The 25,529-nt window shown below is 67.9% G+C and carries 24 protein-coding genes and 1 pseudogene; 18 read left to right on the top strand and 7 right to left on the bottom strand.

The features are described 5' to 3' along the window. Nucleotides 1-193: 193 nt before the first annotated feature. Together EAO75_RS30305 and EAO75_RS48695 are read left to right on the top strand one after the other, a co-directional pair. Nucleotides 194-616: a tautomerase family protein gene (locus tag EAO75_RS30305; protein WP_147998338.1), complete on the top strand. Its 423-nt coding sequence runs from the start codon at nt 194-196 to the stop codon at nt 614-616. A gap of 72 nt (nt 617-688) precedes the next feature. After that, a pseudogene (locus EAO75_RS48695) lies at nt 689-739 on the top strand (hypothetical protein); the annotation flags it as partial. Between the two features lie 182 nt (nt 740-921). Here EAO75_RS48695 and EAO75_RS30295 read toward each other — a convergent pair. Next, complete coding sequence (locus tag EAO75_RS30295) at nt 922-1,725, bottom strand: SDR family oxidoreductase (RefSeq protein ID WP_147998337.1); 804 nt, start codon at nt 1,723-1,725, stop codon at nt 922-924. A gap of 34 nt (nt 1,726-1,759) precedes the next feature. Then, on the bottom strand, nt 1,760-2,161 hold the full coding sequence (locus EAO75_RS30290) for a GlcG/HbpS family heme-binding protein (RefSeq protein WP_147998336.1): 402 nt from the start codon (nt 2,159-2,161) through the stop codon (nt 1,760-1,762). A gap of 237 nt (nt 2,162-2,398) precedes the next feature. Here EAO75_RS30290 and EAO75_RS30285 point away from each other — a divergent pair, with 237 nt between their 5' ends. Further along, nucleotides 2,399-2,773 (top strand): transposase, encoded by a 375-nt coding sequence (locus EAO75_RS30285; protein ID WP_147998335.1) that lies wholly within the window; start codon nt 2,399-2,401, stop codon nt 2,771-2,773. On the opposite strand, the gene EAO75_RS30280 is transcribed toward EAO75_RS30285, so the two are convergent. Continuing rightward, complete coding sequence (locus EAO75_RS30280; protein WP_147998334.1) at nt 2,761-3,885, bottom strand: alkene reductase; 1,125 nt, start codon at nt 3,883-3,885, stop codon at nt 2,761-2,763. The genes EAO75_RS30285 and EAO75_RS30280 overlap by 13 nt on opposite strands. Nucleotides 3,886-4,469: 584 nt before the next feature. Continuing rightward, nucleotides 4,470-5,447, bottom strand: a complete 978-nt coding sequence (locus EAO75_RS30275) for a GlxA family transcriptional regulator (RefSeq protein ID WP_261989490.1) — start codon at nt 5,445-5,447, stop codon at nt 4,470-4,472. A gap of 71 nt (nt 5,448-5,518) precedes the next feature. Here EAO75_RS30275 and EAO75_RS30270 point away from each other — a divergent pair, with 71 nt between their 5' ends. The 3 genes from EAO75_RS30270 to EAO75_RS30260 all read left to right on the top strand — a co-directional run bounded on the left by EAO75_RS30270 (nt 5,519) and on the right by EAO75_RS30260 (nt 6,798). Continuing rightward, complete coding sequence (locus tag EAO75_RS30270) at nt 5,519-6,100, top strand: HD domain-containing protein (RefSeq protein ID WP_147998333.1); 582 nt, start codon at nt 5,519-5,521, stop codon at nt 6,098-6,100. Nucleotides 6,101-6,235: 135 nt separating this feature from the next. Continuing rightward, nucleotides 6,236-6,523, top strand: coding sequence for a hypothetical protein (locus EAO75_RS30265; protein ID WP_147998332.1), 288 nt, complete (start codon nt 6,236-6,238; stop codon nt 6,521-6,523). Then, complete coding sequence (locus EAO75_RS30260; RefSeq protein WP_147998331.1) at nt 6,520-6,798, top strand: ester cyclase; 279 nt, start codon at nt 6,520-6,522, stop codon at nt 6,796-6,798. Before EAO75_RS30265 ends, EAO75_RS30260 begins: the two co-directional genes overlap by 4 nt. 19 nt (nt 6,799-6,817) lie before the next feature. Here the strand turns inward: EAO75_RS30260 and EAO75_RS30255 are convergent, their stop codons facing one another. Together EAO75_RS30255 and EAO75_RS30250 are read right to left on the bottom strand one after the other, a co-directional pair. Next, complete coding sequence (locus tag EAO75_RS30255; RefSeq protein WP_147998330.1) at nt 6,818-8,176, bottom strand: glutamate decarboxylase; 1,359 nt, start codon at nt 8,174-8,176, stop codon at nt 6,818-6,820. Nucleotides 8,177-8,449: 273 nt separating this feature from the next. Further along, entirely contained in the window at nt 8,450-8,833 is a 384-nt protein-coding gene (locus EAO75_RS30250) for a peptidase inhibitor family I36 protein (protein ID WP_147998329.1), read from the bottom strand. A gap of 167 nt (nt 8,834-9,000) precedes the next feature. On the opposite strand from EAO75_RS30250, the gene EAO75_RS30245 reads away from it, so the two are divergent. From EAO75_RS30245 to EAO75_RS30225, 5 genes are all read left to right on the top strand, one after another. Beyond that, nucleotides 9,001-9,435, top strand: coding sequence for a hypothetical protein (locus EAO75_RS30245; protein WP_147998328.1), 435 nt, complete (start codon nt 9,001-9,003; stop codon nt 9,433-9,435). Between the two features lie 159 nt (nt 9,436-9,594). Then, the gene (locus tag EAO75_RS30240; RefSeq protein WP_222724000.1) at nt 9,595-10,314 is read left to right on the top strand and encodes an alpha/beta hydrolase; all 720 of its coding nucleotides are present in this window, start codon (nt 9,595-9,597) and stop codon (nt 10,312-10,314) included. Nucleotides 10,315-10,675: 361 nt separating this feature from the next. Beyond that, the gene (locus tag EAO75_RS30235; protein ID WP_147998339.1) at nt 10,676-11,542 is read left to right on the top strand and encodes an aldo/keto reductase; all 867 of its coding nucleotides are present in this window, start codon (nt 10,676-10,678) and stop codon (nt 11,540-11,542) included. A gap of 110 nt (nt 11,543-11,652) precedes the next feature. Then, nucleotides 11,653-12,084 (top strand): OsmC family peroxiredoxin, encoded by a 432-nt coding sequence (locus EAO75_RS30230; RefSeq protein WP_147998326.1) that lies wholly within the window; start codon nt 11,653-11,655, stop codon nt 12,082-12,084. A 266-nt stretch (nt 12,085-12,350) separates the two neighbouring features. Next, nucleotides 12,351-14,645, top strand: coding sequence for an FUSC family protein (locus tag EAO75_RS30225; RefSeq protein ID WP_147998325.1), 2,295 nt, complete (start codon nt 12,351-12,353; stop codon nt 14,643-14,645). A gap of 56 nt (nt 14,646-14,701) precedes the next feature. Here the strand turns inward: EAO75_RS30225 and EAO75_RS30220 are convergent, their stop codons facing one another. After that, complete coding sequence (locus EAO75_RS30220) at nt 14,702-15,205, bottom strand: TetR/AcrR family transcriptional regulator (protein WP_261989489.1); 504 nt, start codon at nt 15,203-15,205, stop codon at nt 14,702-14,704. Between the two features lie 140 nt (nt 15,206-15,345). Here EAO75_RS30220 and EAO75_RS30215 point away from each other — a divergent pair, with 140 nt between their 5' ends. From EAO75_RS30215 to EAO75_RS30180, 7 genes are all read left to right on the top strand, one after another. Then, nucleotides 15,346-16,593, top strand: coding sequence for an MFS transporter (locus EAO75_RS30215; protein ID WP_147998323.1), 1,248 nt, complete (start codon nt 15,346-15,348; stop codon nt 16,591-16,593). 91 nt (nt 16,594-16,684) lie between these two features. After that, nucleotides 16,685-17,131 carry a nitroreductase family deazaflavin-dependent oxidoreductase gene (locus EAO75_RS30210; protein ID WP_147998322.1) on the top strand — a complete coding sequence of 149 codons (447 nt, stop codon included), beginning with the start codon at nt 16,685-16,687 and terminating at the stop codon, nt 17,129-17,131. A 55-nt stretch (nt 17,132-17,186) separates the two neighbouring features. After that, on the top strand, nt 17,187-18,056 hold the full coding sequence (locus EAO75_RS30205) for an aldo/keto reductase (protein WP_147998321.1): 870 nt from the start codon (nt 17,187-17,189) through the stop codon (nt 18,054-18,056). Between the two features lie 40 nt (nt 18,057-18,096). Then, nucleotides 18,097-19,005: an LLM class F420-dependent oxidoreductase gene (locus tag EAO75_RS30200; protein WP_147998320.1), complete on the top strand. Its 909-nt coding sequence runs from the start codon at nt 18,097-18,099 to the stop codon at nt 19,003-19,005. A gap of 224 nt (nt 19,006-19,229) precedes the next feature. Next, nucleotides 19,230-19,841, top strand: coding sequence for a TIGR03086 family metal-binding protein (locus tag EAO75_RS30190; RefSeq protein WP_147998319.1), 612 nt, complete (start codon nt 19,230-19,232; stop codon nt 19,839-19,841). 151 nt (nt 19,842-19,992) lie between these two features. Continuing rightward, nucleotides 19,993-22,581, top strand: a complete 2,589-nt coding sequence (locus EAO75_RS30185; RefSeq protein ID WP_147998318.1) for a helix-turn-helix transcriptional regulator — start codon at nt 19,993-19,995, stop codon at nt 22,579-22,581. Nucleotides 22,582-22,950: 369 nt separating this feature from the next. Next, nucleotides 22,951-24,507 carry a GMC family oxidoreductase gene (locus EAO75_RS30180; protein WP_147998317.1) on the top strand — a complete coding sequence of 519 codons (1,557 nt, stop codon included), beginning with the start codon at nt 22,951-22,953 and terminating at the stop codon, nt 24,505-24,507. The last annotated feature ends 1,022 nt before the right edge of the window (nt 24,508-25,529 follow it).

The raw sequence follows: 25,529 nt of genomic DNA, 5'->3' as shown, positions 1-25,529 counted from the left end.
CCCGGACCCGGCCGCTCTTGTCGACTCCGCCGATGCGGCGACACACCTCGTCGCCGGCCCAGGTTTCCGTCCGGCCCTGGAGCGCATGCGCGCCCAGGCCCAGTCCGTAGGCCCCGACTTCGACCTGCATACGGGGTTCCACGTCGGTGCCGCCAACCAGCCCACGCCATAACGAACCCGGAGGACATATCTCATGCCCAWGATCGACGTCTACGCCGCCAAGGGAAGGATCTCGGATCGCAAGGGGCTGGCTCAGGAGCTGGCTCAAGCGATCATGCGTTGGGAAAAGGTGCCCGTCATTCCGTTCTTCACGGACAACACCGCAGCCTTCGTGCACGAGTTGGACGGGGACGCGTTCGCCACCGCCGGTGGCAGCAACGACCATGTGCGCGTGACCGTGACCACGAACGCCGGTGCCCTGGACCGGGAGCAGCAGCTCGGTCTCGTGAAGGAGATCTCCGAGCTGGTGGCAAAGGCCGCCGGCGACCCGTCGCTGGCCGAGCGCACCTGGGTCGCCCTGACGGAGGCCGTGCCCGGTGGATGGGGCATCGGAGGCCACGCCTACACCAACGAAGAGATCGTTCAGCATGTGCGCGAACTGCTGGGAAAGAGCTGACTCACCTTCAATCAACAGTGAGCCGGTGGTCGGTAGGGTGCCACCCGGCTTGACACCGAAGCCGACGGCGACCTGCGCAAGCACGACACGCTCGCACAGATCGCCGTCGGCTTCGGTGTCTCGGTGAGCACCGCCCACACCTACACGACCACGGTGATCGGCCTGCCGAGTGTTTCTGTGCGACACCTGCTCCAGGTGATCCGTACCGAACCGTGGCGCGGACGGGTTACGTATCCTCCGAAGGGCACTGATCCAGCTCGCTCGGCCCACCGGGACTTCCTACAGACCCCGCGAGCATCGGTCGGTCAGACCGGGTTCACCGGTATCGTCCAGGCGTTGTTCTGGACCTGCTTGATGAGTTCTTCGGTGGCCGGCGGCCACACATTGCGGTACTTGCCGTCCTCGGCGGCGATGACCGCCACCATCTGGTCGATCATGTCCTGCGGGTCGTGCTGACCCTTCATGATCTCCGCGAAGGTAGCTTTGATGTCCTTCTCGCGGGTGAAGTTGATGGCGTCGTCCTGCCAGTGGTAGGTCGACTCGCCCATGCGGTCGTTGAAACCGGTGTCGTAGGCGCCGGGGTTGATGGTCTGGACGGTGATGCCGGTGGGAGCGAGTTCGTCGCGCAGCGCTGCGGCGATGGCTTCCAGAGCGTGCTTGCTGGCGCAGTAGGCACCGAGCCCGTAGGCGGTGAGCATGCCGCCCATCGAGCTGACGATGACGATGCGCCCCGCCGTGCCGGCGTCGACGAACTTTCGGATGACGCGCTGGGTGAGTTCGAGGTTGGCGAAGACGTTCGTCTCGAACGTGCTGCGGACCAGATCGACCGGGATTTCAGCCATCGGCCCACTCTCGCCGATGGCCGCATTGCTGACGAAAGTGTCGAAGTCCCAGGCGACAGCGTTTGCGATGTCGCGGGCATCGAGCACATCGAGCTTGTCGACCGTGATGCGGTCCTGCAGACCAAGCTCTGCGACATGCCGACGCAGTTCGCTGACCTGCGGCCAGATCTGGGTGGTGGCGATGACTTGGTGGCCAGCCTGCGCCAGGCCGATGGCGGTACCGCGGCCGAGGCCGCTGCCCGCACCCGTAATCAGGATCTTTTTCATGACGTCCTCTGCGGTGAGCAGTCGGTTGTTGGGTTCAGACGGAGTCTTTGACGCCAGCGCGGGCGACCTCGCCGTCTTGGGCGGGGAAGCCGCCCGAGACCCCGACCGCGCCGATCAGGGTCCCCGCGTCGTCATGGACTGCCACTCCACCGGCGAAGGGGWTCAAGCCGCCGTTGGTGAACTCGACCGTGGGTGCGGGTCCGCCCGGCTTGCAGTACTCCCAGAGGTGCTCACTGGGCCCGTTGAACAGAATTGAGGTCTTGGCCTTGGACAGGGCGATCTCGATCGAGCCGAGGATCGCTCCGTCCATCCGGGCGAAGGCCAGCAGATGTCCGCCGCCGTCCACGACGGCTATGGCCATCGGCACCCCGATTCCGGCAGCATGGGCACGGGCTCGTTCGACGATTGACTGGGCATCGTCCAGGGAAATGGTCATCGAAATTCCTTTGAACGCGTCTGCGACGAAGCCGTCCGAAGAGCCCTTCGAGCGGCTAGCTTCAGCTGATCACCTCCGCCCAATGCCGCTCCATAACATGAATGGGTGAGGGCTCCAACGCCTCTTGGATGCCGAGCAGATCAGCGGCCGGCCTTACTCATGTGATGTCGCGTCGAGCCGCTCTGGAGGGTGTGAGTGCTCGGCCGTGGATCGTGGATGACGACTTGTGGGCGCTGATTGAGCCGCTGCTGCCGCCGTGGCCGGAGCGGTCGCCGGGGGCTGCGCCCGGTGGCGGACCGGCTGTGTCTGCAGGGCATCCTGTACGTCCTCTGCAACGACACCACCTGGCAACTGCTGCCGCTGGAGCTGGGGTTCGGCTCCGGACAGACCTGCCGGCGGCGCCTGGAGCGGTKGCAGCAGGCCGGTATCTGCGACGGACGCGGGACCCCGCTCAAGGTCATCACCACCGCGGCCAACGTCAACGACGTCACCCAGACCCTCGCCCTGGCCGACGGCATCTCTCCCGTGGCCCGGCGCCCGGGCCGTCCACGCCGCCGCCCCGATTCGCTGCTCGGCGACAAGGGCTGCCCAGCTTCGGATCACCTTCCCTGATTCGCCCTCTGCAGCGGCAGGTAGTCGGTGTAGCCGACGGCGTCCGGGCCGTAGAAGAGGTGCGGCTTCGGTTCTGTGAGGGGCGCGTGGGTGGCGAAACGGGCGGGCAGATCGGGGTTGGCGATGAACGCCTGTCCGTAGGCGACCAAGTCCGCCAAGTCGTCGGCCAGGATCATGTTTCCCCGGTCCTGGTCGAACCCGACGTTCGCGATGATGGTGCCCTGGTAGAGCTTCCGGAAGTGCCGGAACATCTCGTCGCCCGCCAAGTCCGCCAGCGGTCCTCCGGCGGGGTCGGCCATCATGCCCATGAGTAGCAGGTGGGACAGGCCGTAGTCGTTGAGTCGGCTGAGCACGTACTCGCTGTCGGCCAGCGCTTCGCTTCCGGAGACGAACGCCCCCGTCTCGGACCATGCGGGTCCGGCCTTCACACCGACGCGGCGCAGGTCGACGTAGTCACCGACCGCCTCGATGATCTCGAAGAGGAAGCGGGCGCGATTCTCGATCGAACCGCCGTAGCGGTCCGCGCGCAGATTAGTGCGGGGGTTGAGGAACTGGCTGATCAGGTAGTTGAAGCCGGCCTGGAGTTGTACCCCGTCGAATCCGGCGCGCATGGCGTTGCGGGCGGCGGTAGCGAAATCGGCGACCGTCTGCCGGACATCGACCTCCGACATCGCCAGGGGCTCCACGGTGTGCTTGCGGCCCTCCGATGTCGGGGCCCGTAGCCCCGGATTGACGGCTGAGGGCGCGAGCGGTGGGCGCCCGTCGAGGAAGTCGGGGTGCGAGGCGGATCCCGTATGCCAGAGCTGGGCGAAGATGACTCCGCCGGCGCGGTGGACCGCATCCGTCACCCTTTTCCAGTGGGCGACCTGCTCGTCGGTGAACAGCCCCGGGACGTCGTGCCAGCCGATCGCGTCACGGCTGATCCACACGCCCTCGGAGATGATCAAGCCCGCTGAGGCGCGCTGGGCGTAGTACTCGGTGTGCAGGTCGCCGGGCAACAGATCGCGGTTCCGAGCGCGGGTTCGGGTCAAGGGGGCCATGACCATGCGATTCGCCAGCGGGAGGTCCAGCATCCGGTACGGCTGAAGCAGCGGCTGCGTCGAACTCGTCACTTGAGACTCCTGAGGAAAGCCGGGGGTCAGTACGCCCGTGAAGGCGCCGGGCCACAATCCGGGCGGCGTTATCCACCGGCCGCCTAACGCACAGAACTGCGCGTTAAAGTGAGACTAGCAGCTGCTCGCCTTAACGCAAATATCTGAGCTTCAAGCTGGTCGCGGACACCGGCGAGCGAGGCTCAGGAGCAGCGGCCCCGGGTTCGTCGCCTGCTGGAACAGGACGTCCGTGCACTGCCGGCCCGGCGTAGCGGCAGCTTCTGCCGCAGCCCGGCGCACTCTTCGGCCCACCCAGGGATCCCAGGCCGGCCTCATGTGTGTGCGGTCCGGTTCGGCTGGAGCCGACCGACGCCCCAAGGTGCGGGACGGGGGCGACAATGACGGCCACGTCCGACGTCCCACGCATGCGGAGCGGGGGTGTGGGGCTGGTGCAGAGTGCATCGATGGAGGGCGTAGGCGCCATCTCGGGCAGCGTCAGGGCAGGTAGGCGATCCGGTGGTAATGGGGCCACTACCTGGTCGACGACGTCGTCACCACTGAATGCGGTGCCCGGACGGGAGACGCTTGGTGCATACGGACAGGGCCTACTCCGTCGCTGGCGGTGGGGCCTGCCGGAACAGGGCGCGGTACTCCTGGGGTGAGGTGCCCACCCGCCTGTGGAAGGCTGCGCGCATGGACGCCGGGTTCCCGAGTCCGGTCAATCGCCCGATCCGCTCGATGGTCTCCGCGGAGGTCTCCAACAGTTCGCGTGCGCGGTCGATGCGCGCGTCCGTCAGCCATGCCATGGGTGAGGTGCCGGTCTCGATGCGAAAGCGGCGGACCAAGGTGCGCCGAGCCATGTGGGCGCGTGTGGCGAGATCGTCGACGGTAATCGTCGCTGCCATGTTCTCGAGCATCCAGTCCCGGACGGTGGCGAGTTCTTGGCTGTTCGGCCGGCTGCGGAGCTGGTCGATGTATTGCGCCTGTCCGCCGGGTCGTTGGGGCGGCGCCACCAGGAGCCGTGCCCTTGCGTTGGAGGCGGCGGCTCCGTGSTCAATCCGGATGAGGTGGAGACACAGGTCGATCCCGGCCGTCACGCCTGCCGACGTGAGGATGTCGCCGTCGTCGACGAACATGCGGTTTGGTTGGACTTCGATGCTTGGGTAGCGCCTGTGAAGCTGGTCCGACACCTGCCAGTGGGTCGTGGCGGGCCTTCCGTCGAGGAGACCTGCCGCCGCCAAGGCGAATGCTCCGGAGCAGATGGACACGATTCGAGCGCCGCGGTCGTGGGCCGCGCGGAGAGCGGCCAAGGCCTCGCTCGGAACATCGGCGTCGACGTCGTCGTATCCCGGGACGATAACCGTGTCTGCTCTTTCGAGCGAGCCAAGGCCGGCTGCACCGGTGACAGAGAACCCTGAGCGGGCCACGGGTACCACCTGCTCATACGTCGCGACCGTCAGCTCGTAGTTCGGGTCCATCGAGAAGATCTGCGCCGCGATGCCGAGCTCGAGCGGCAGCACGCCGGGCAGGCTCAACACGACAACGTGATGGCGCGGGGGCGCGGCGACGTCGCTGGAGATCATGGCCCAATTCTAGCGGAAGTAGGCACTCGGGCCACTGTTTGTGGAGGGCGGTGGCTGCCTAGGTTCGGACCATGAACGATCCTCTGGTTCTACCAACTGGTCCCATCGCCGACGCGGCCCTCGCGATCGTGCACGAGACGGTGGACAAGCAGATTGCCGAACACAGCCTGCGCAGCTTCTACTTCGCACGGCTGACTGCTGAGCACGAAGGCATCCTGACCGATGCGGCATACGACGAGGGCCTGCTGTTCGCAGCCACGGTCATGCATGACCTCGGGCTGGGCACGCTTGCCGAGGGCAACGCCCGATTCGAGGTCGAAGGCGCGGACCTCGCCGCAAAGCTGCTGGCTGAGCATGGGGTCCCTGACGGCGACATCAGCCGGGTCTGGGAAGCCAYCGCCCTGCACAGCTCGCTCGGGCTCGCCGACCGCATGGGTCTGCTGACCTACCTGACCCACAAGGGCGTCTTCACCGACGGAGGCCGCTTCGCCGAGCTTTCCCCCGAACTGCAGGAACCCGTGCGCCTGGCCTACCCGCGGTCGCCCAATGACCGCTCGCTCCAGGTGGCCATCATCGAACACGCCCGAAAGTCTCCGAAGGCCGCGCCGCCCTTCTCCATCGCGGCTGAACTGCTCAGGCAAGCCGGCGGCTGACGAGAGCCGGAGCGGGCCGGCGGCGGTACACACGAGTCGGACGAGGGCCGGTCGAGAACACCCACCGCCGAGTCCGTCGCCGTCCCCGCCACGTCCGAGCCGTACGCCGGCACCGTCGGCCTCGTCGCTGCCGTCATGGCCGGCGCCGGCGAGAACGCTCTTGGTGACCCGGCGAAGGTCGCCCAGGTCGTCACCCGGCTCGCGGACCTGCCCGAGCCGCCGCCGCGGCTGGTGCTCGGCTCCGAGGCGCTGGCCTACGCCCGCGCCGCGGCCAGGACCCCGGCCGACCGCGACGCCGTCTGGGCGGAGCTCAGCCGCTCCACCGACCGCGACGACGCCACCGACCAGCAGCGAGACCCCCTGGGACAGGCGGCCAACGACGCCGAGACAGCGTCCGCGGTCTCGCCGCGTTCAAGAACATGATGGCGACGTCCGCCGCCGACGCCTTCACCGGTACGCACCTCGACGTCCAGGACGTCATCACGTCCGGCGACAAGGTCGTCGTCCGGTTCACCAACAGTGGAACCACACTGGATCGTTCATGGGTACGCCCGCCACCGGACGTCGTGCCGAATGGCTCGGTATCGGCATCTACGTCGTCGCCGGCGGCAGGATCGCGGAAGCCTGATTGGAGAGGAGAGGACGTGCTTGGCATGCTCCTCCAGCTCGAAGCCGTCACGCTGCCGACGGCCGCGTGAACGAGCGCACCGCGCGGAATCACGTGGTGTGGAGTTGCCTAGTGACTTCGGTCAGGTCGGCGATGAACATGCCGGCGAGCTCGGCGGTGAAGCCGGTGCGAACCACAAGCCGCAGGACGGAGACGTCCTGGCAGGGAGCGGGGAAGGCATAGGCCGGCAGATGCCAGCCTCGTGCCCGCATCGCCTGGGAGACCTCGAAGACCGTGAAGCCCTGCGTGCCGGGTGTCAGGCGGAAGGCGAAGGCCGGGAGTTCCGAGCCGTCCGTGACCAGCTCGTAGGGGGAGATCGCCTCGATRCGGGTGGCGAGTACGCGGGCCGTCGTCCGGTTCTGGGCGGCCAGGTTCCGCAGCCCCTCGAAGCCGTACCTCAGGAAGCTGTAGTACTGAGCGACCACGTGCGCGCCCGGGCGGGAGAAGTTGAGGGTGAAGCTCGGATAGCGGCCGCCGAGGTAGTCGACCTCGAAGACCAGGTCGTCGGGGAGGGCCTCGGAATTGCGCCACAGGGCCCAGCCGAGGCCGGGGAAGACATGCCCGAACTTGTGTCCCGAGGTGTTGATGGAGGCGACGCGTTCGAGCTGGAAGTCCCACATGAGACCCGGGTCGAGGAAAGGGGCCACCATGGCGCCGGACGCACCGTCGACGTGGACGGGGATGTCGGTGCCGGTGGCGGACTGGTACCCGTCCAGGGCCATGCAGATGTCGGCAACGGGTTCGTAGGAACCGTCGAAAGTGGACCCCAGGACCGTCACGACGCCGACCGTGTTGTCGTCGCAGTGGGCGGTGAGGGTGTCGGGGGTGAGGTGGTAACGGCCCGGTTCCATCGGGACGAACCGGGGCTCCACCTCGAAGTAGTTGGCGAACTTCTTCCAGCAGACCTGGACATTCGCGCCCATGACGATGTTCGGGCGGGCGGTGTCCTTGCCCTGGCTGAGCCGGCGGTCCTGCCAGCGGCGTTTGAGCGCGAGTCCGCCCAGCATGGCCGCCTCGCTCGAACCGGTGGTGGAGCAGCCGCGGACCTGCGCCGGGTACGGGGCGTGCCACAGCCGGGCCAGCATCCGCACACAGCGCTCCTCCATCGCTGTGATCTGCGGATACTCCGCGCGGTCCGCGAGGTTCTTCTCCGCGGTCTCCGCCATCAACTGCTGGGCCTGTGGCTCCATCCATGTCGTCACGAACGTGGCGAGGTTGAGCCGGGCATTGCCGTCGAGCATCAGCTCGTCCCGCACGCGGCGGCTGACGAGTTCCGGCGACGACGCCGACTCGGGCAGCTCGTCGACCGGCAGCACGAGGGCGTCGGTGGGTTGGAGGTCGAGGCGGGGCGAAGAGGTGAGAAGGTCGGACTCGGTAACGGGCATGGCGTCGGCTTGCGGGATGGACATGAGTGCGTGGATGCCTTTCTGGCCTGTGTGACCCCGTGCACTCCGACGCTAGATCCACGGGCGGCCCGGCATCCGTGCCGATTACACCGATCCAGTGATCGATTTGCGGACTGATGAACTGGATTTTCCCTTGTCCATACTGGCTGCCGCCGCGACGGGTGTGGCGATGCCGATGGCCTTTGAAGCGGGCGGTCGACGGCTGATCGGGCAAGGAGCCGATGCCGTGCCCGCGGGGCGGAGCCACTGCCGCCCCGCGGGTGACATGCCATCAGGTCAGCATTCGCCGCCCCACACGGCGGAGTTCAGGGTCACGTTGCCGTACAGGCTGAACGAGTTGCCGGCGTCCGGCGGGTAGTGCAGGCAGCCGGACGAGGTCTGACCGGTGGACCAGGTGGCCCGCCACCAGATGTGGTCGGCGCCCGGGTACCGTACGCCGTTGTTGAAGATCGACAGGCCGCCTGCCGAGTGCATGTTGTACAGGTTGCCCGTCGACCTCCAGGTCGGGGCACCGGAGAAGCTGGTGTTGTTCCAGACGCACACGTTCTCTCGGGGGCAGTCGCTCTTGGCGGCGGATGCCGACGGTGCCATGGCCACGCCGGTGACCGTCATGGCCAGGGTCGCGAAGGCGATGGCCGTGAGCTTTCTGGGCATCTTCATGGCCCGGGATGCTGTCAGTGGAATCCCGGGCTCGGCAGGAACCTTTGAGTCAGCCGGGGTCCGCAGCGCGGATTCGGACAAGGGTGTGATGGCGTCGCGCGACGCGCGGGCATTCTCATCGGCACTGAAGCGAACGTTATGTGCGTGATCGATTACGGTGTGTGTTCATGCTGGCCGTGTCAGCCCCGCGACACCCCCGCTCCGCGTCACGTGCCGGAGCGGTGCTCGTGTTGTTGCTGGTCGCACTCGTGCATGTGCTGGCCTGCGCCCACGGCCCGACACTGACCGGCCAGGGCCGGGCCGACACTCCGCTCGTCGCTTCTGTCGCCTGCGGGCAGACGCCGCACGACCAGTACCGGGCGGACACCGGACCGTCGTCCCCGACCCACCACAGGGGAGCGCACTGCTGGGGCGGCGACGAGCCGACCGTGCAGCCTCCTCGTCGTGACGTCACGCCGGCCGTCCCCGTCGTCCATGACGTTCTGTCCGTGGGCCATGTCATCGCGCCGGCGCTCTCCACACGACCCGGCACAACGCCTCCTGCGCCCAGCGGCTCCTCCGCCGGGCACGCGCGAGCCCTCTTCGGCGTGTGGCGGACCTGATCGACCCCGCTGCCCAGCCCCGCCCCTGAGACACCCCACCCCGCCCCGCCTCGCCTCACCTGTTCAGGTGATGTGGAGGAGCGTGGTGTCGTGATGACCTTGCTAGAGCCTCGCGACGGGAGGCCGTGCGACGTCAGCAAGTCACCGTGGAGGTTGGCCGTGAGCGATCGACTCGAAGCAGGGCAGTCGGTTCGCGGACTCGCCGGTACGGTCCGGCCGGCGACGACACATCTGATCGTGCTGCCCGGCGGAGGCTACGCGGCACACTCCGCGCACGAAGCGGAGCCCGTCACCGGCTGGCTCGCCGGGCTGGGGCTGTCGGCGAGCGTGTTCCGGTATCCGCTGAACGTGCGTCATCCCGCGCCCCTGCTGGCGTTGCGGTCCGAGATTCGGCGGCGGCGGGAGCAGGGGGCCGATCGCATCGGGCTGGTCGGTTTTTCGGCCGGCGGGCACCTGGCGGGGCTGGCGGCCCTCGCGCCGAGCGACGACCCACGCGAGTCCGTCCAGTTCGCTGTCCTCGGCTACGCGATCACGTCGATGGAGACGGAGACGTACCGGCCTTCGCGCATCATCCTGCTCGGCGAGGACGCCTCACCGGACCTGCGCCGGGCGACATCGCTGGACTCGTTGGTCATCGCCGCGTCCCCGCCCTTCTTTCTGTGGCACACCGCCGAGGACATCTACGTCCCGCCAGAGCACACCTATCGCCTCGCTTCGGCCCTGGCCGCGCACGACGTCCCGCACACCGTGCACGTCTTCGCCCACGGCCCGCACAGTCTCGGTCTCGCCCAAGGCGCCGGGGACGCCGCCACCTGGACCGCCTTCGCGGCGTCCTGGATCGCCGAACAGCTCCACGCGGGAACCACAGCCGCGTCCTGACCGGACAGCTCTCACATGTTCGGGTGAGGGAACGGAATCAGCCCCCGCATGAGGATGGCGGAGGACTACATACCGCCCGGACGAAGTCGACGCGATGGACTGGTACTTTCGCTCGCCGCGTCACGGAATCGACCCCTCGAAGGGAGCCCATTCGGCCGGCTCCCAGCACAACGGAAAGCCGTGGCCAAGGACGCGGTGGACATGATCCGGCCGAGGTACGGCCAGTTCTACGGCTTCGAGGCGAGTGCACCTGCTCAACGCGGAACTCGTGGCGCTCACCGTATTCGCCTGGCGAGCGCGACACGACGCGAAATCCCGGACGCGGGCTCCCCATCAGCGCACGTGGAAAGAAGGAACCACTGTGACCACCATTCCTTCCCCCGCGGGGGCATCGGGCACCTTCCGGCTCGGCGGCGACCTACCCGTGCATCGCCTCGGATTCGGTGCGATGCGTATCACCGGGCCCGGTGTCTGGGGTGAACCGCGGGATCCCGACGAGGCGGTGCGTGTGCTGCGTCGGCTGATCGACCTCGGGGTGACGTTCATCGACACGGCGGACTCGTACGGGCCGTCCGTCAGCGAGCGACTGATCAAGCAAGCCCTGCACCCGTATCCCGCCGAGCTGGTCATCGCCACCAAGGGTGGCTTCACCCGGCCCGGGCCTGGCATATGGCACCCGAACGGCCGGCCGGAGTACCTGCGGCGGCAGGCCGAACTGAGTCTCCGGAACCTCGGCGTCGACCGCATCGACCTCTACCAACTGCATCGCATCGACCCGATGGTGCCGGTCGAGGAGTCGCTCGGCGAGCTGACACGGCTCCAGCAGGAGGGGAAGATCCGCCACATCGGCATGTCGCAGATCTCGGTGGCCGAACTCAAGCAGGCCCGCGCAGTCAGCGAGATCGTCTCGGTCCAGAACCGCTACAACCTCGCCGACCGCGCCTCGGAAGACGTCGTCGAATACTGCGAGGCCGAAAACCTCGCCTTCATCCCTTGGTTCCCCATCGCAACCGGCAGTCTCGCCGATCCCGGTGGCCCGCTGGCCCGGATCAGCAAGAGCAGCGGCGCGACGCCGTCCCAGCTCGCGCTCGCCTGGCTGCTGCGCCGATCCCCCGTGATCCTGCCCATCCCGGGGACGTCGTCGGTCGCGCATCTGGAGGAGAACGTCGCTGCCGCGGCAGTGCCGCRCTCGAACGAGGAGTTCAAGACTCTCGCCACGGCGGTCTGAGGCGGGCAGCCACGTCACGCTCGCCGGCTGCTCTCAACTCAGCGTCGGTCATCAGGAACGACCACCTCGACAGGCGGCTCGCCCGCACCATCACAGGTAGTGGAGGWCACATGCCAGTCTCGAAGGCACGCGCCACGTGGCATGGCGACATCCCCAGCGGTTCCGGTGACTTCACGGCCGGCGACAGTATCACCGGGGGTGTCACCTACAAGTCTCGCTTCGAGGGCGGCCCCGGATCGAACCCGGAGCAGCTCATCGGCGCGGCTCACGCCACCTGCTTCTCGATGGCGCTGGCCAGCGCTCTGGCCGACGCGGGCTTCCCCGCCCAGTCGATCGAGACCACAGCGTCCGTGACGCTGCGCCTGGTCGACGGGATTCCGACGATCACGAAGATCGAGCTCGTGACGGAGGGCAGGGTCCCCGGGGTCGAGGCGGCGCGGTTCCGCGCATTCGCCGACTCTGCGAAGGCGAACTGCCCGGTCAGCCGTGCGTTGGCGGGCGTCCCCGAAGTCACCCTGCGCGCAACTCTCGCCGACGAGTGAGGGTTTCGGCCCACCGCTGCTGAGCGGAGCCGGGCGCCGACCCACAGGATGTGCCGGCGCCGGAGACACCAGCAGACGGACGAGGGTGGCACGCGCCTGATCCATGACTCCGTCACCAGCGCCGTATCTGCCTACCAGGACGAACACTGCTTGGCCGTCGCCCGCTGCCATGACACCGACGTTCTCGCCCTGCTGCGGCGCATCGGCGCCCCCGCCCGATGAAATCGCTGCTTTGTCGCCCTCCCCACTCACCGAGGCAGATCGTGATGAACCAGATGCGCCAGATCACCACGTGGCTACGCAGCCGGGATCCCGGCCTGGCCGCCACACGGCGGGCCGCCCGGAACGCGTTGGTGATGCCCTCCCTGTTCGCCCTCTGCACCCAGGTCTTCCACGCGCCGGTCGTGGGCACGTTCGCCGCGTTCGGTGCGTTCGCGATGCTCCTGCTTGTTGATTTCACCGGCCCCATGGCACAGCGGCTGCGGGCGCACGCGACGCTCACGGTGGCGTGGCTGGTGCTGGTCGCTCTGGGCACCCTCGCGGCACAGTCGGTCTGGATCGCGAGTGCGGCTACGGTCGTGGTGGGCTTCGTCGTGCTCTTCTCCGGCGTGGTCAGCTCCGTCCTGGCCGGGGCCGCAACGTCGCTGCTGCTGGCATTCGTCCTGCCGGTGTCGACGCCCGCGCCGCTGACGCAGCTGCCCGACCGGCTGATCGGCGTATTGCTGGCGGGCGGGACCTCCATGATCGCGGTCTGGCTGCTGTGGCCGAGGAGGCAGGACGATCCGCTCAGCGCGCCGGCGGCGCAGGTCTGCCGTGCCGCGGCGCAGCAGTTGCGCACCGACGCCGACTACTTCGCGGGCCACACAGACGGTCCGGCCTTCGGGGAGTGCCGCGCCTGCGTCCAGCAGACCGTGTCGAGCGCGCAGGATCTGCAGCGAGCCTTTACCGCCACTCCCTACCGGCCCACTGGTCTGTCCACCGGTTCCCGGGCACTCGTCCGACTCGTCGACGAGCTGACCTGGCTCAGTGCCGTTCTGGCGCCGGCATCCCCCATGGACGAGCCCGGCCCCACGGGCGACCTTCAGTCCTCGGCGGTGCGCAGAGCTGCCGCCGAAGTGCTGGAGGCGTCGGCGGAGATGCTTGATGATCCCGGGGCCACGCCGGACCAGCTGCGCGCCGCGGCACAGAACCTTCGTGACGCTTTGACCGCACTGGAGGACGGGGCAGTCATCCGATTGCCCACACCGGACAACCAAGCAGGCGGCGGGCTTGACGTCGACACTTTCATCGACAGTCTCGATGTGTCCTTTCGAGCTCAGGAAGTGGCCTTCGTCGTGCTTCAGATCGCCCGGAACGTCGACCTCGCCCGGGCCGCGGACCAGCGCAGCGGGTGGGACCGCCTCCTCGGCCGCGAGCCGGGGTCGTCGACGGGCGCGCTGACCAGCGCCTGGGAGCGGGCGGCGGCGCACGTCGAACCGCACTCGGTCTGGCTGCACAACAGCATCCGCGGCGCCATCGGCCTGGGCATCGGAGTCGCGCTCGCCGATATGACCGGTGTACAGCACGGGTTCTGGGTCATGCTCGGGACTCTCGCGGTGCTGCGTTCCAACGCCCTCAACACAGGGCAGAGCGTCTTCCGAGCCGTCGGCGGCACCTTGGCCGGATCGGTTCTGTGCGCCGTTCTGCTCCAGCTCATCGGAAACGACACGATCGCGCTGTGGATCCTGCTTCCGGTCGCGGTGATGGCCGCCGGCATCGTCCCGGCCGCGATCTCGTTCGCCGCCGGGCAGGCGGCCTTCACGCTCACCCTCGTGATCCTGTTCAGCATCGCCCAGCCCGCAGGACTGTCGGTCATCCTGATTCGCATCGAGGACGTCGCGCTCGGCTGTGCGGTGAGCGTGGTCGTGGGCCTGTTCTTCTGGCCGCGAGGTGCGTCCGCCGCCCTGGCCAAGGCATTGGCGGAGGCCTATGTCGACGGCGCGCGGTATCTACTCAGTGCGGTGGCCTACGCGGTGTCCTGCTGCACTTTCGGACCCACGGCCCTCGAGATGCCGCAGGAGGGCCGTCAAGCGGCCGCTGCCGCGCGCCGACTGGATGATGCCTTCCGGACGTACCTGGCCGAACGCGGAGCGAAACCCATCCCGATGGGCGAAATGACAACGCTGATCACAGGTGTCGTCGGGCTCCGCCTGGCCGCCGACGCCGTCCTGGAGCTGTGGCGGCGCTCCGCGGGCGACGAGCCGCTCGAGGACCGGGCCGCCGCACAGCACGAGTTGCTGATCATGGCCGAACGGATTCTCCGCTGGTACGAGCGCCTGGCCGACGGACTGGAGAGCGCAGGAGCAGTGCCCCGCCCGCTGGAATCCGACCTCGGAAACAATTCGCGGTTGATCGAGGCGGTACGCCGAGACTTGCATGACGCGGATGGCCTGGCCACCAGGACAGGCATCCGCATCATCTGGACCGGCGACSATCTCGAAGCGGCTCGACGGCTGCAGTCTTCCGTCGCCACGGCTGCCGGCGACGCCGACGCTCGGGTTGCCGTGCCCGGATCAGCTTGAGCCTGCCCGCGATGACCCGGAAACCGGACCGTCTCCCCGTGCGCGTGCGACGACGGTCAGGCTGAGCGCTTACAGAGATCGTCGACGTAGGTTCGCACTTCCACCTCGGGCAACGTCCAGGGCAGGAAGATGACCCGGTAGATGATGGGGGCCACAACGAGGTCGATGACCTGGTCGCTGCTGAACGTACCGGCAGATCGGGCGGCGAAGCCGGCCGCTTCCGCCCGGCGGTCACGCAGGCAGTCCGACTCGCTCTCGCCGGCTGCGGCGGCTCCACCCCGAAGGAGTGCGGCGTTCACCGGCAGGCTGTAGTGACTGATCAACTCCTCGGCCCATACGGTCAGGTCGTCCCGCAGATCGCCGGTGTCAGGGAGGCCGCGGTCGGGGTCGAGCCGGTAGGTCGCCAGGTCGTTGATCATGGTCCGTGCATCACCCCACCGCCGGTAGATGCTCGAGTGATTGACTCCCGCACGCTCGGCGACCATCGGGATCGTGAGGGCATCGCTGCCATGCTCGGCGATCAGCTCCTCTACGGCCTTCCTGATGGACGTCAACACCATCGCACTGCGACCCCCGGTGCGCCGCCGCGGGGAAGATTCTCCAACCATGCATCCACTATAACGCACAGCACTTTGCATTAAGTCGCCCCCGGGTCTACTGTGCTCCTAACGCACAGAGCTTTGCCTTAGGAGGGCCAGAGGTGCTCAGCATCGCAACAAGGCATGACCACAGTCCCGCCCCCGTAGCCTCCGAGCCCGTACGGTCCCGCAGGCTGCTTCCCGCCTCCGCGACGTTCGCCGGGTCGGCCGCCGTCTTCGCGGCGCTCTATGTGGCCGCCGGCGCTCCCACTCCACTTCTGGTCGTCTTCGAACAGCAGTGGCACTTCTCTGCCTGGGTGCTGACGATCGCCTTCGCCGCCTACGCGCTCGGCCTGCTCGTTGCTCTGCTCGTCGCGGGGTCGCTGTCCGACCACCTCGGACGGCGGCCCGTCCTCATCGGATCTCTTCTGGTGGAACTCTCGGCGATGCTCATGTTCGTCTTCGCTCCGAACATCGGCTGGGTCATCGCGGCCCGCACGATCCAGGGCATCGCCACCGGCGCGGCCACGAGTGCCTTCTCGGCATCGGTCGTGGAACACGCCCCGGAGGACAGCAAGAAGCTGGGCATGATCATCACCAGCATCGCCCCGGCCGGCGGGCTGGGCCTCGGAGCCTTGCTGACAGGCGTAGCGATCCAGTTCAGCAGCCACGCATCCGTCATCGTGTTCTCGGCCCTCGCGGGGATCATGGTCATCGGCACGGCTGTCGCCGTCTTCTCGGCGGAGACGGTGGCCACGCGCCCCGGGGCGGCACGCTCTCTTGTTCCCCGTGTGTCCGTCCCCCGAGCCGCACGCCGTGAGTTCGCCGCGAGTGTTCCCGTTCACGTGGCGGCATGGATGTTGGGCGGCCTGTTCATGGGGCTCGTACCCACCATCATCCGGGACCTGTTCGGCCTGCACAGCGGTCTTCTGAACGGCGCCACCGCCTTCATCCAGCCGGCCGCGGCCGCCCTGGCCGGCCTCTTCCTCGGCGGTCTGACACCACGCCGCACCATTTTCGTCGGCGGTTGGGGCGTACTGCTGGGAACCGCGGTGAACATGGTGGGGGTCGCCACCGGAACTCTGCCCCTGCTGTGGGTGGGCGGCGTCATCGGCGGTGTGGGCTTCGGCGCTTCCTTCTCCGGCGCCATCCGGGCTGTCGCTCCCCTCGTGCAGCCCCAGCAGAGGGCAGGCCTCTTCGCAGCCGTATACCTGGTCGCCTACCTGAGCTTCGGAGTCCCGGCGATCGTCGCAGGCCTCCTGATCGCTCCGCTGGGCCTGCTGAACACCGTCCTCGGCTACGGGCTCGTCATCATCGCCGCCGCCGTCCTCGGGCTGCTCGCGCAGTATCGCCTCCGCACACGCCACTGATGAGCCGGAATGGTCCGTTCCAGGCACCACCAACTCTCACGGGCCGTGAACCCTATGGCCATCTCCCGAAGAACGAATAGGAGCCCAAGCAATGCCCCTGCAAGGCGAGTACGAGCCCAGCGCAACCTCGTGGGTGCGCGAACAGGTCGCGCAGTACGAGGCCAGCGACGGCGAACAGGGCGGGACCTTCCTGGACCTGCCGGTCATCATCCTGACCACCAAGGGCGTGAAGTCCGGAAACATCCGCAAGATGCCCCTGATGCGAGTGGAGCACAACGGGGCCTACGTGGTGGCCGCATCCAATGGCGGCGCGGACCYACACCCTGCCTGGTACCACAACGTGATTGCTCATCCCCTCGTCGAAGTGCAGGACCGAGCGGTCAGGCAGGACATGCTCGCTCGCGAGCTTCAAGGCGAGGAGAAGGCCGAGTGGTGGAAGCGCGCGGACGCCGCCTACCCGCCCTTCGCCGAATACCGGGCCGGGACCGATCGCACTATCCCGCTCTTCATCCTGGAGCCGGTCGCCGACGCGTGCTGACCGTCAGTCCCCCGGCGCCCATCTCAAAACCAGCACGACGACTGGAGCACAGAGCATGACACAGCAAATCTCACGGCCTGCCGACGCCTCAGGTGTGTTCCGGCTCGGCGGCAATCTCCCCGTCAACCGGCTCGGATACGGCGCCATGCAGCTCACTGGACCCGGTGTGTGGGGACCGCCGAAGGACCCCGAGGAGGCCGTGCGTGTGCTGCGGCGAGCAGTGGATCTGGGCGTCAACCTCATCGACACCGCGGACTCCTATGGCCCGTTCGTCAGCGAGCAGCTCATCCACAAGGCCCTGCACCCCTACCCCCCGGGCCTCGTCATCGCAACCAAGGGCGGGCTGTCCCGCTCGGGCCCGGACGACTGGCGCACCCTGGGCCGTCCCGAGTACCTGCGGCAGCAGACCGAACTGAGCCTGCGCCACCTTGGCTTGGAACGCATCGACCTCTACCAACTGCACCGCATCGACCCCAAGGTCCCGCTCGCCGACCWGGTCGGCGAGCTGCGCCTGCTGCAACAGGAGGGCAAGATCCGCCACATCGGCCTCTCCGAGGTGACGGTCCCGCAGATCCGGGAGGCCCGGGAGATCGCGGACATCGTCTCCGTACAGAACCTGTACAACCTGTCCAACCGCAAGGCCGAGGACGTGCTCCACTACGCCGAGCGGGAGAACCTGGGCTTCATCCCCTGGTACCCGATGGCCACGGGTCGACTGGCACGTCCGGGCGGCCTGCTTGAGTCCCTCGGCAGGACATACGGTGCGAGCCCTTCCCAACTTGCCTTGGCGTGGCTGCTGCACCGCTCCCCCGTGATGCTTCCCATTCCTGGCACGTCCCGCGTGTCCCATCTCGAGGAGAACACCCGCGCTGCGCAAATCACCCTGACGGACGTCGAGTTCAAGGAAATCGGCGAGGCCCTGTAAGAACGGCACAACTCATGGCCACCCCCAGGAGGGAACAGACATGCACACCCAACGTCCCGCGACGCTGAAGGACGCCGTAGGCCTCGTCGGAATCTTCAGCCGCGAATTGCGCTCCGAGGCCCCCGCGATGCAAGGCGAGTTGCGCGACGCGGCAGCGGAGCTGGAGGAACTCGGTTTCGGCGCGATCTGGCTCGGCGGCAGCAGCAGTGTGCACCACGCGGTGCACCTCGCCGAGGCAACCGACCGTATTGTCCTGGCCACAGGAATTCTGAACATTTGGCACGAGGCCGCGGAAACGGTTGCCGAGCAGCGGGCCGCGCTCGAGCACACCCACCCCGACCGGTTTCTGCTCGGCCTGGGCGCGAGTCACGCGCAGCTGGCCAGGAACTACCAACGCCCKTACTCCACGATGGTGGAGTACCTCAACGCCCTCGACTCCGCCACCACACCCGTGCCGGCACAGACCCGGATCCTGGCGGCGCTCGGACCGAGGATGCTGCGCCTTGCGCGCGACCGGGCCGTCGGCGCCCACCCCTACCTGGTCACCCCGGAATACATCGAGCAAGCTCGCCACATCCTGGGCGACGCAGCGCTCCTGGCACCCGAGGTCACCGTGGTCCTGGAGAGCGAGGCCAGGAGGGCACGCGAGACCGCGCGCCACTTCCTCGACTACTACCTCCGACTGCCGAACTACGCCGCCAATCTCAGGCGTCTGGGCTTCAGCGACGACGACCTCACCGGCGGCGGCAGCGACGTCCTGGTCGACTCACTTGTCGTCTGGGGCACCGACGACGCGATCAGCGCTCGCCTCGCCGAGTTCCACAGCGCAGGCGCCGACCATCTGGCCCTCCAGCTCATTACCGCGGAACAGAACGAGGCCCCGCCCCGCGCCCAATGGCGACGCCTCGCCGACCTCACCACACGGAGCAAGGCACAGCACGGCATCTGATCAGGAGACTGTCGGATTTTCACCATCGATCGTCATTCGCACACCAGGAAGGGGAAAGCCGTCTGGCCATAGCTTTGAAAGCGTCAGCCCGAGCGCATTCGACTGACCTACGCCTTCGACGCCTATTGCGGCTGGTGCTACGGCTTCGGGTCGGCGCTGCACGAGTTCGCGGCCGCCAACGCAGCCACCCCACCAACCTTCAAGTCGAGAAGGGGCATCGCCAGATGTCACCAACCAGAGTGGAACTTCTGACGCAGAGCATCGGTCTGGTCGTGAAGGCCGTCGACGAAGCGCCTCCGGCCAAGTACCAGGATCCGACCCCGTGTTCGGACTACACGGTGAAGGACCTCGTCAATCACATCGCCATGATGCTCCTGCTGACAAGGGACGCGGGCACACGGGCGGCATCGGACTCTGCTCTGCTGACCGCGAACCCGGTGCCCTTCCTCGCAGGACGGCCGAAGTCCGACTGGGCTGTCCTGGTCGCCGACAAAGCGGAGCCCGCCGTTAGGGCCTGGTCCGAGCCGACCGCATGGGACGGAGATGCGAGCCTCGGCGGACGTCCCATGGCCGCCTCCGCGCTGGGAGAGATCCTCATCGCCGAATTCGCCATGCACGCGTGGGACATCGCGGTGGCAACCGCTCAGTCGATCCATGTCCCCAAGTCGCTCGCCGTGGCCGCGTTCGAGACCTACACGCGTGAGGCGCCTCGCATGCGCGGTTTAGGCCTTCTCGCCGACGAGGTCCTGCCGCATACCGATGCGTCCCCGTTCGACTGCGCGCTGGGCCTGAGCGGCAGGGACCCTCGATGGAGCCCGCCCACGCCCACGCAATAGCACCGCGATCGCATCTGCGCGCAGCCGTGCCTGGTCAGACGAGGTTCGCCCTGGCAGCAACCGTGTGCGGGGTCCTGAGAGAGGTGATGCCGATGGCTGGCTCGGGACGTGGCTTGACCGGTTTCCAAGGGGGGTTTTCATTTTGGGCCAAATGAAAAACAGGTCTGGATTGCGCCGGCAGGGCGAGTTCCCGCTGCGCGGCCGCGAGGACGTGAGCCCGGTCGTGTCCAGGGTCTTGGAGTACTCCATGGAAACCGGCCAGTCCGCTGTCGTGGTGCTCAGCGGCGAGGAAGGGATCGGCAAGACCGCACTGACCGACGCGGCGGCCCGTGAGGCCGCTCGCACCGGTTTCACCGTAGGCCACGGCCGCAGCGACAGCGCTGTGGTTTCGCTGCGGCTGCCGGCATTGGTCTGGGCGCTGCGGACCGGGCGCAACCCGCTCGTCCCCGCCGAGCTCTTCGCTGAACTCGCTTCCGTCTACGAACGTCCGCCCTGGCTGCTCGACCGGATCGCCGATCTGCTGGAGACCGCTGCCACGCGTCGGCCCGTGCTGATGGTGCTTGAGGACGTCCACTGGGCTGACGAACTGACCGCGGCAGCCCTGCGCGTCCTGCCGGAGCGTCTGATCGGGCGTCGCGTCGTGTGGCTTGTGTCCACGCGGGACACTGTGAGCAGCCCGATGTCTCGCACCTTGGCGGAGATGACCCGGCAGCTCCCGTCGAAAACCATCGCTGTGCCCCCCTTGCCCATCGACGCGATGCTGCAGATCGCCCGCGACCGGTTGGACGGCGAACCAGGGCCGGCGTTGCGGGCGTTGCTCGAGGACGCCGGTGGCAATCCGCTGATCGCGGTCGAACTGGCCGAGGCAGCCCACAGGCTCGATCCCTACACGGAGCCGCCCCTACCCGAGCCTCTGGTAGCCAGGACCGGCGAACAATTGCGGTCACTGCCCGAGTCCGCGGCGCGGTTGGTGACCACGGGCTCCGTGCTCGGCACCACATTCACCCCCGACGCCGTCTCAGCGCTGCTGGACGGTCCGACCGGCAAGACGGTCCTGGACCAGCTGACCGAGGTCACCCGCATCGGCCTCCTCGTCGACGACGGCGAGCGGCTGTCGTTCCGGAGCGCAGTGCAACGCCGCGCCGTCTACGCGACACTGCCCCCCTCGATACGCGCGGCCTTGCACAGCAAAGCACTGCAGATGGCAGGCAGCGACCCCGTGGCACGTGCCCCACACCTGCTGGCGGGCGTCCGGCCGGGCGACCTGGCGACGGCCACGACACTCGTCGACGCCGCCGAGCGCACACGCGAGAGCGCGCCTGACGACGCGGCCCGCTTGGCGACCAAGGCGGTTGAGCTGGCCGACCCAGCAGTTCCGGAGTGGACGGAAGTCGCGGCGCGAGCAGTCGGCGTACTCGCTGGGACAGGCCACGACCAGGAGGCGGTCGCGCTCGCCGACCGCGTTGTCGCGCGGGCGCCGGCGACCGCCGTCCTGGTTCGTGCGGAAGTCTCGCTCGCGATGCCGTTGTGGCGACTCGGGCTACTGAAGACGATGCGAGCGCGGGCATGGCGGATCCTGGGCAGCACGGATATGTCCGAACCGGACAGAGCACGGCTCATCGCTGTGACAGTGCTCGCCGACTCACGTGCCGGCGATGTGGAGACCACGCGCGCGGCCGTGGACAAAGTGCTCGCGGACGCGCGCCGTGCCGGAGACGACGAGGGCGAGATGCTGGCGCGCTGGGCCTCGGCCGAGGTCGCCGGCCTCGAAGGCCGCTACCCGGTCTCCGGTGACCTGCTCGGCCGCTCGGCGGATCTCGAAGCAGCATTGAAATCGGCGGATGCCGACCTCACCGTCATGCCCGAGAACCGATTGGCGGCCGGGAACCTGCATGTTCGGCTGGCCCTGATCGTCTTCCTGCGTGGGGACCCGCAGGCACTGGAGAAGTGGGTCCGCTCAGCACAGCGGTTGCCGCTCGACGAGGATCCGYCGTGGCCGACAGCGCTGCTGATGCTTCAGACGCTACTGGCTGTCGCCCGTGACGACAGCCGGGCCGTCGACCTCGCTCCGCAGTTTCACCAAGACGGCGCGCTCCACCGGATGCAGTGGTTGCCGGAATGGCAGATCCTGGTGGCCCGTGTGGCGCGCGATCAKGGAGCCGGACCCTTGGCCCGGAAAGGCGTGTCGATGGCCCATACGTTTGCCGAGCGCAACAGTGGACTGACTGTGCCCGCGGCGGTCCGCGCCCACATCACCGGGCTCGCCACACAGGATCTCGTCCAACTGCGACAGGCGGTCGACACGTTGCGACCAGCCGGCAGGCCTCTCCTGCTGGCCGCGGCACTGGCGGACTACGGCGAGGCACTCGTACGTGCGGGCAGCCGCGTCGAGGGGCTGGCGGCGCTGGATCAGGCAGCGGAGCTCTACCGCAAGGTCGGTGCCCAGGGAGAGCTGCGCCGGCTGTTCCCGGTCGTACGCGCTGCGGGTGCGCGGCGCCGCTGGGCACCGGCCCTGCAGCGTCCGGAGACGGGCTGGGGCGCGCTGACCGATGCCGAACGGCGCGTGGCCGAATTCGTCGCCGACGGACACAGCAACAAGTCCGCAGCCGCCCAACTGTTCCTCTCGCCCAACACCGTCGCCACCCATTTGCGGGCCGTGTTCGGGAAGCTGGGCATCAATTCCCGCCTGCAGTTGGCCAAGGTTGTCACCGCTCAGCGCGAACGATCTCACCTGGATTGACGAGAGACCGCCATCGGTGGAGGTGCATATGATGCCGCGCTTGACGAAGGGGCGTCGACGGCGTGCGGTGCCAGGGTATGGGAAGAGGCCGAGGGTGTTCCAGGCGACCAGCCGAAGTCACTGACCGCCGCGCGCAGTTACTCCGGGTCGGCAGGGTGAACTTCCTCTCCGGGCCCCCTCACCGTCATCATCTCGCGACCGACCGCATAGGCGCGATTGTGCGTAGGCGGCTCGCTGTAACGCGGCAAGGGGCGGCCGGCGCAGCCGCCATCATCGAGCGGGTGAGCTCGGCGCGGCGACGTGTCGCCGCCACTCTTTTCACCACAATCAACGAGGTCCGGTGGGACGCTCTCATGGCATTGTCGCCACATGCTTGTACACGGAAACCAGTTCACCCCAGGTGACCTGCCGGAGACCTTCGACTACATCGTGATAGGCGCCGGCTCAGCCGGAAGCGCCGTCGCGGCACGCCTGCTCGAACACGAGGATGTGCGCGTACTGCTGCTGGAAGCCGGGGACGCCGTCGACGACGACATCGTGACCAGACCCACGCGGTGGGTGGAGAACCTCGGCTCTCGCCGAGACTGGCAGTACCAGTACGACACGGAACCCCACCTGGACGGACGGATCCTGCCACTGCCGCAGGGCAAGACGCTGGGCGGCTCAAGCAGCATCAACGGCCTCATCTGGATGCGTGGCGATCGCGGGGTCTACGACGAGTGGGCAGCTGCTGGGAACTCGGGGTGGGACTACGAATCCGTGCTGCCGCTGTTCCGGCGAAGCGAGGACTGGGAGGACGGCCCGAGCCCCCTACACGGCACCGGCGGACCGATCCGGGTGGAGCGGGCCCGGGACCTGCACCCGGTCGCGTCCGGGCTCATAGGCGCCGCACGCGCGTTGGACCTGCCGTATCTCGACGATCTGAATGTGCCGACGCCGTCCGGGGCGGGGCCACTGACCTTGAACGTGCGGGACGGCCGCAGGGTCTCCTCGTGGACCGGCTACCTGCAGGGCAAGGCTGACCACGAGCGGCTTACGGTCATCACCGCGGCGGAGGTGCGCAAACTCGTCACGGTGAGCGGCCGGTGCGTCGGTGCCGACGTCACCGTCGCGGGCCGCTCGTGGTCACCCCGCGCGACGCGCGAGGTCGTCCTCTCGGCCGGAGCGATCGGGTCACCATCCCTGCTGCTGCGGTCCGGCATCGGGCCTGCCCGGGAACTCGAACATGCCGGAATCGAGATCATCGCGGACCTGCCCGGAGTCGGTAAGAACCTGCAGGATCACCCGATCGTCGCCGGACTGTGCCTGGCTCCTGGAGAAGCACTTCCGCCGCCCAACAACAATCTCGAGGGCGCGAGCGTCATGTGGCACAGCCGTAGCGGCCTCCCCATCGCGGATGTGATGATCCTCGCCGTGCAGCTTCCCTATGTCTCTCGGGAGATCGGCCAACAGTACGACGTTCCGCCTGATGCGGTGACGCTCCTGCCGTGCCTGATGCGCCCCACCAGTCGCGGCTCGGTCCAGCTCACGAGCGCCGAGGGACCGGTACAGATTCGCGCCAACATGCTTGCCGAAGCCGCAGACCTCGACGCGCTGGTCGCGGGCGTGCACCTGGCCCAGGATCTGGCAGGCACCAAGGAGTTCTCCTCGGTGGCGGGGAGTTGGGCCGCACCAACTCGCCCGATGACTCGTCGCGAGACCGAAGCGTTCGTTCGGCGCGCCACCATGCCCTATGTGCACCCGGTCGGAACCTGCGCCATGGGCACCGGAGAGGACGCAGTGGTCGATCCCGTCCTTCGTGTCCGAGGCATCGCGGGGCTGAGGGTGGCGGATTCATCGGTGATGCCCTCGATCACTTCGGGAAATACCAACGCTCCCTCGACGATGATCGGGGAGTTCGCAGCTGCCCGCATCGGCGAGCAGTGAGCGAGGCGAGTAGACGAAGCTCGTGGACGGGGCTGGCAGCGACGCCCCGCGCTTCGCGCTCGATCGCCGGCCCATCGAGGCGCTCCTGCTCAGGTAAACAGGTGCTCGAGGTTGTGAGTTGCCGTCACCACATCCCACCTGGCCGTGGTGCTGCTGAACATACTGGCCGGCCGGCTGTCACGGGTACCAAGGATCGCGGCCGAGCGTGGCTTGCGGCCTCAGCGTGGCTTTCCGCCTACCCATGAAGTACGAGGCCGGTCCTGCGTCATGGCCACCGAGGCCGAGGAGATCGCCCCACCCGTGTCGAGCCCCGTCTGCCGCCCTCCAAGGCCCGCTACCGCGTGCTGACCCGGCCCGCCCCTGCATCAACTGATCGATCCGGGCCCCGACTTCGAGGACGTCTCCTGCCGCAGGGGCAGTTTGGGAACGATGACCGATGGTTGTGGTGCTTCAGGTGTGGCAGCCACGCACACCGCTCAGGAACATTCCGGAGGAGGCGGCCGGTGGGACGCCGTGCTGCCATTTCGGAACGGATCCGCGGTGACGCCCGGCAGCGGACGGTCCGCGGTCACCACCTGCCGGGCGTCCGCGTTCACGGCGACCTGCACATCCGCGGAGTACCGGCAGTTGCTGCCGAAGACGGCCAAGTTCCGGTCGGGACCGAGATCAGCGTGCCGTCCACGATCCACGGCCGCTCCGGACCGTCGGCCTGTCGGGCACGGACTCGGACGCCAGTAACGGTCCCGCCCGCTGAACGACCCAGAAGATGACGGAAGAGGGGACGTGCAACTGCCACGCTCCCGCACCACAACGGTGTTCAACACCCCTGCTGGCAGCGCAAGTTGACCAGCTCGCAGCCATGCGCAACAGGCTTCAGCGTAATCCCCTGACGCGCCGGCCCTCATCCAAATACGTGATGCCCTGGTTCAAGACCTTTCCTGATACTGACTGGGCCGGCGAAAGCCCCGAACTGTTGCCGCGACGTAGTCGGCAGCGAACCGAGAAGGAAGACATCATGGACG

Source organism: Streptomyces sp. UW30 (assembly GCF_008042075.1).
Taxonomy (GTDB): Bacteria; Actinomycetota; Actinomycetes; order Streptomycetales; family Streptomycetaceae; genus Streptomyces.
The sequence above is the reverse complement of the archived record's forward strand: the minus strand, read 5'-3'. Positions and strand labels throughout refer to the sequence as shown.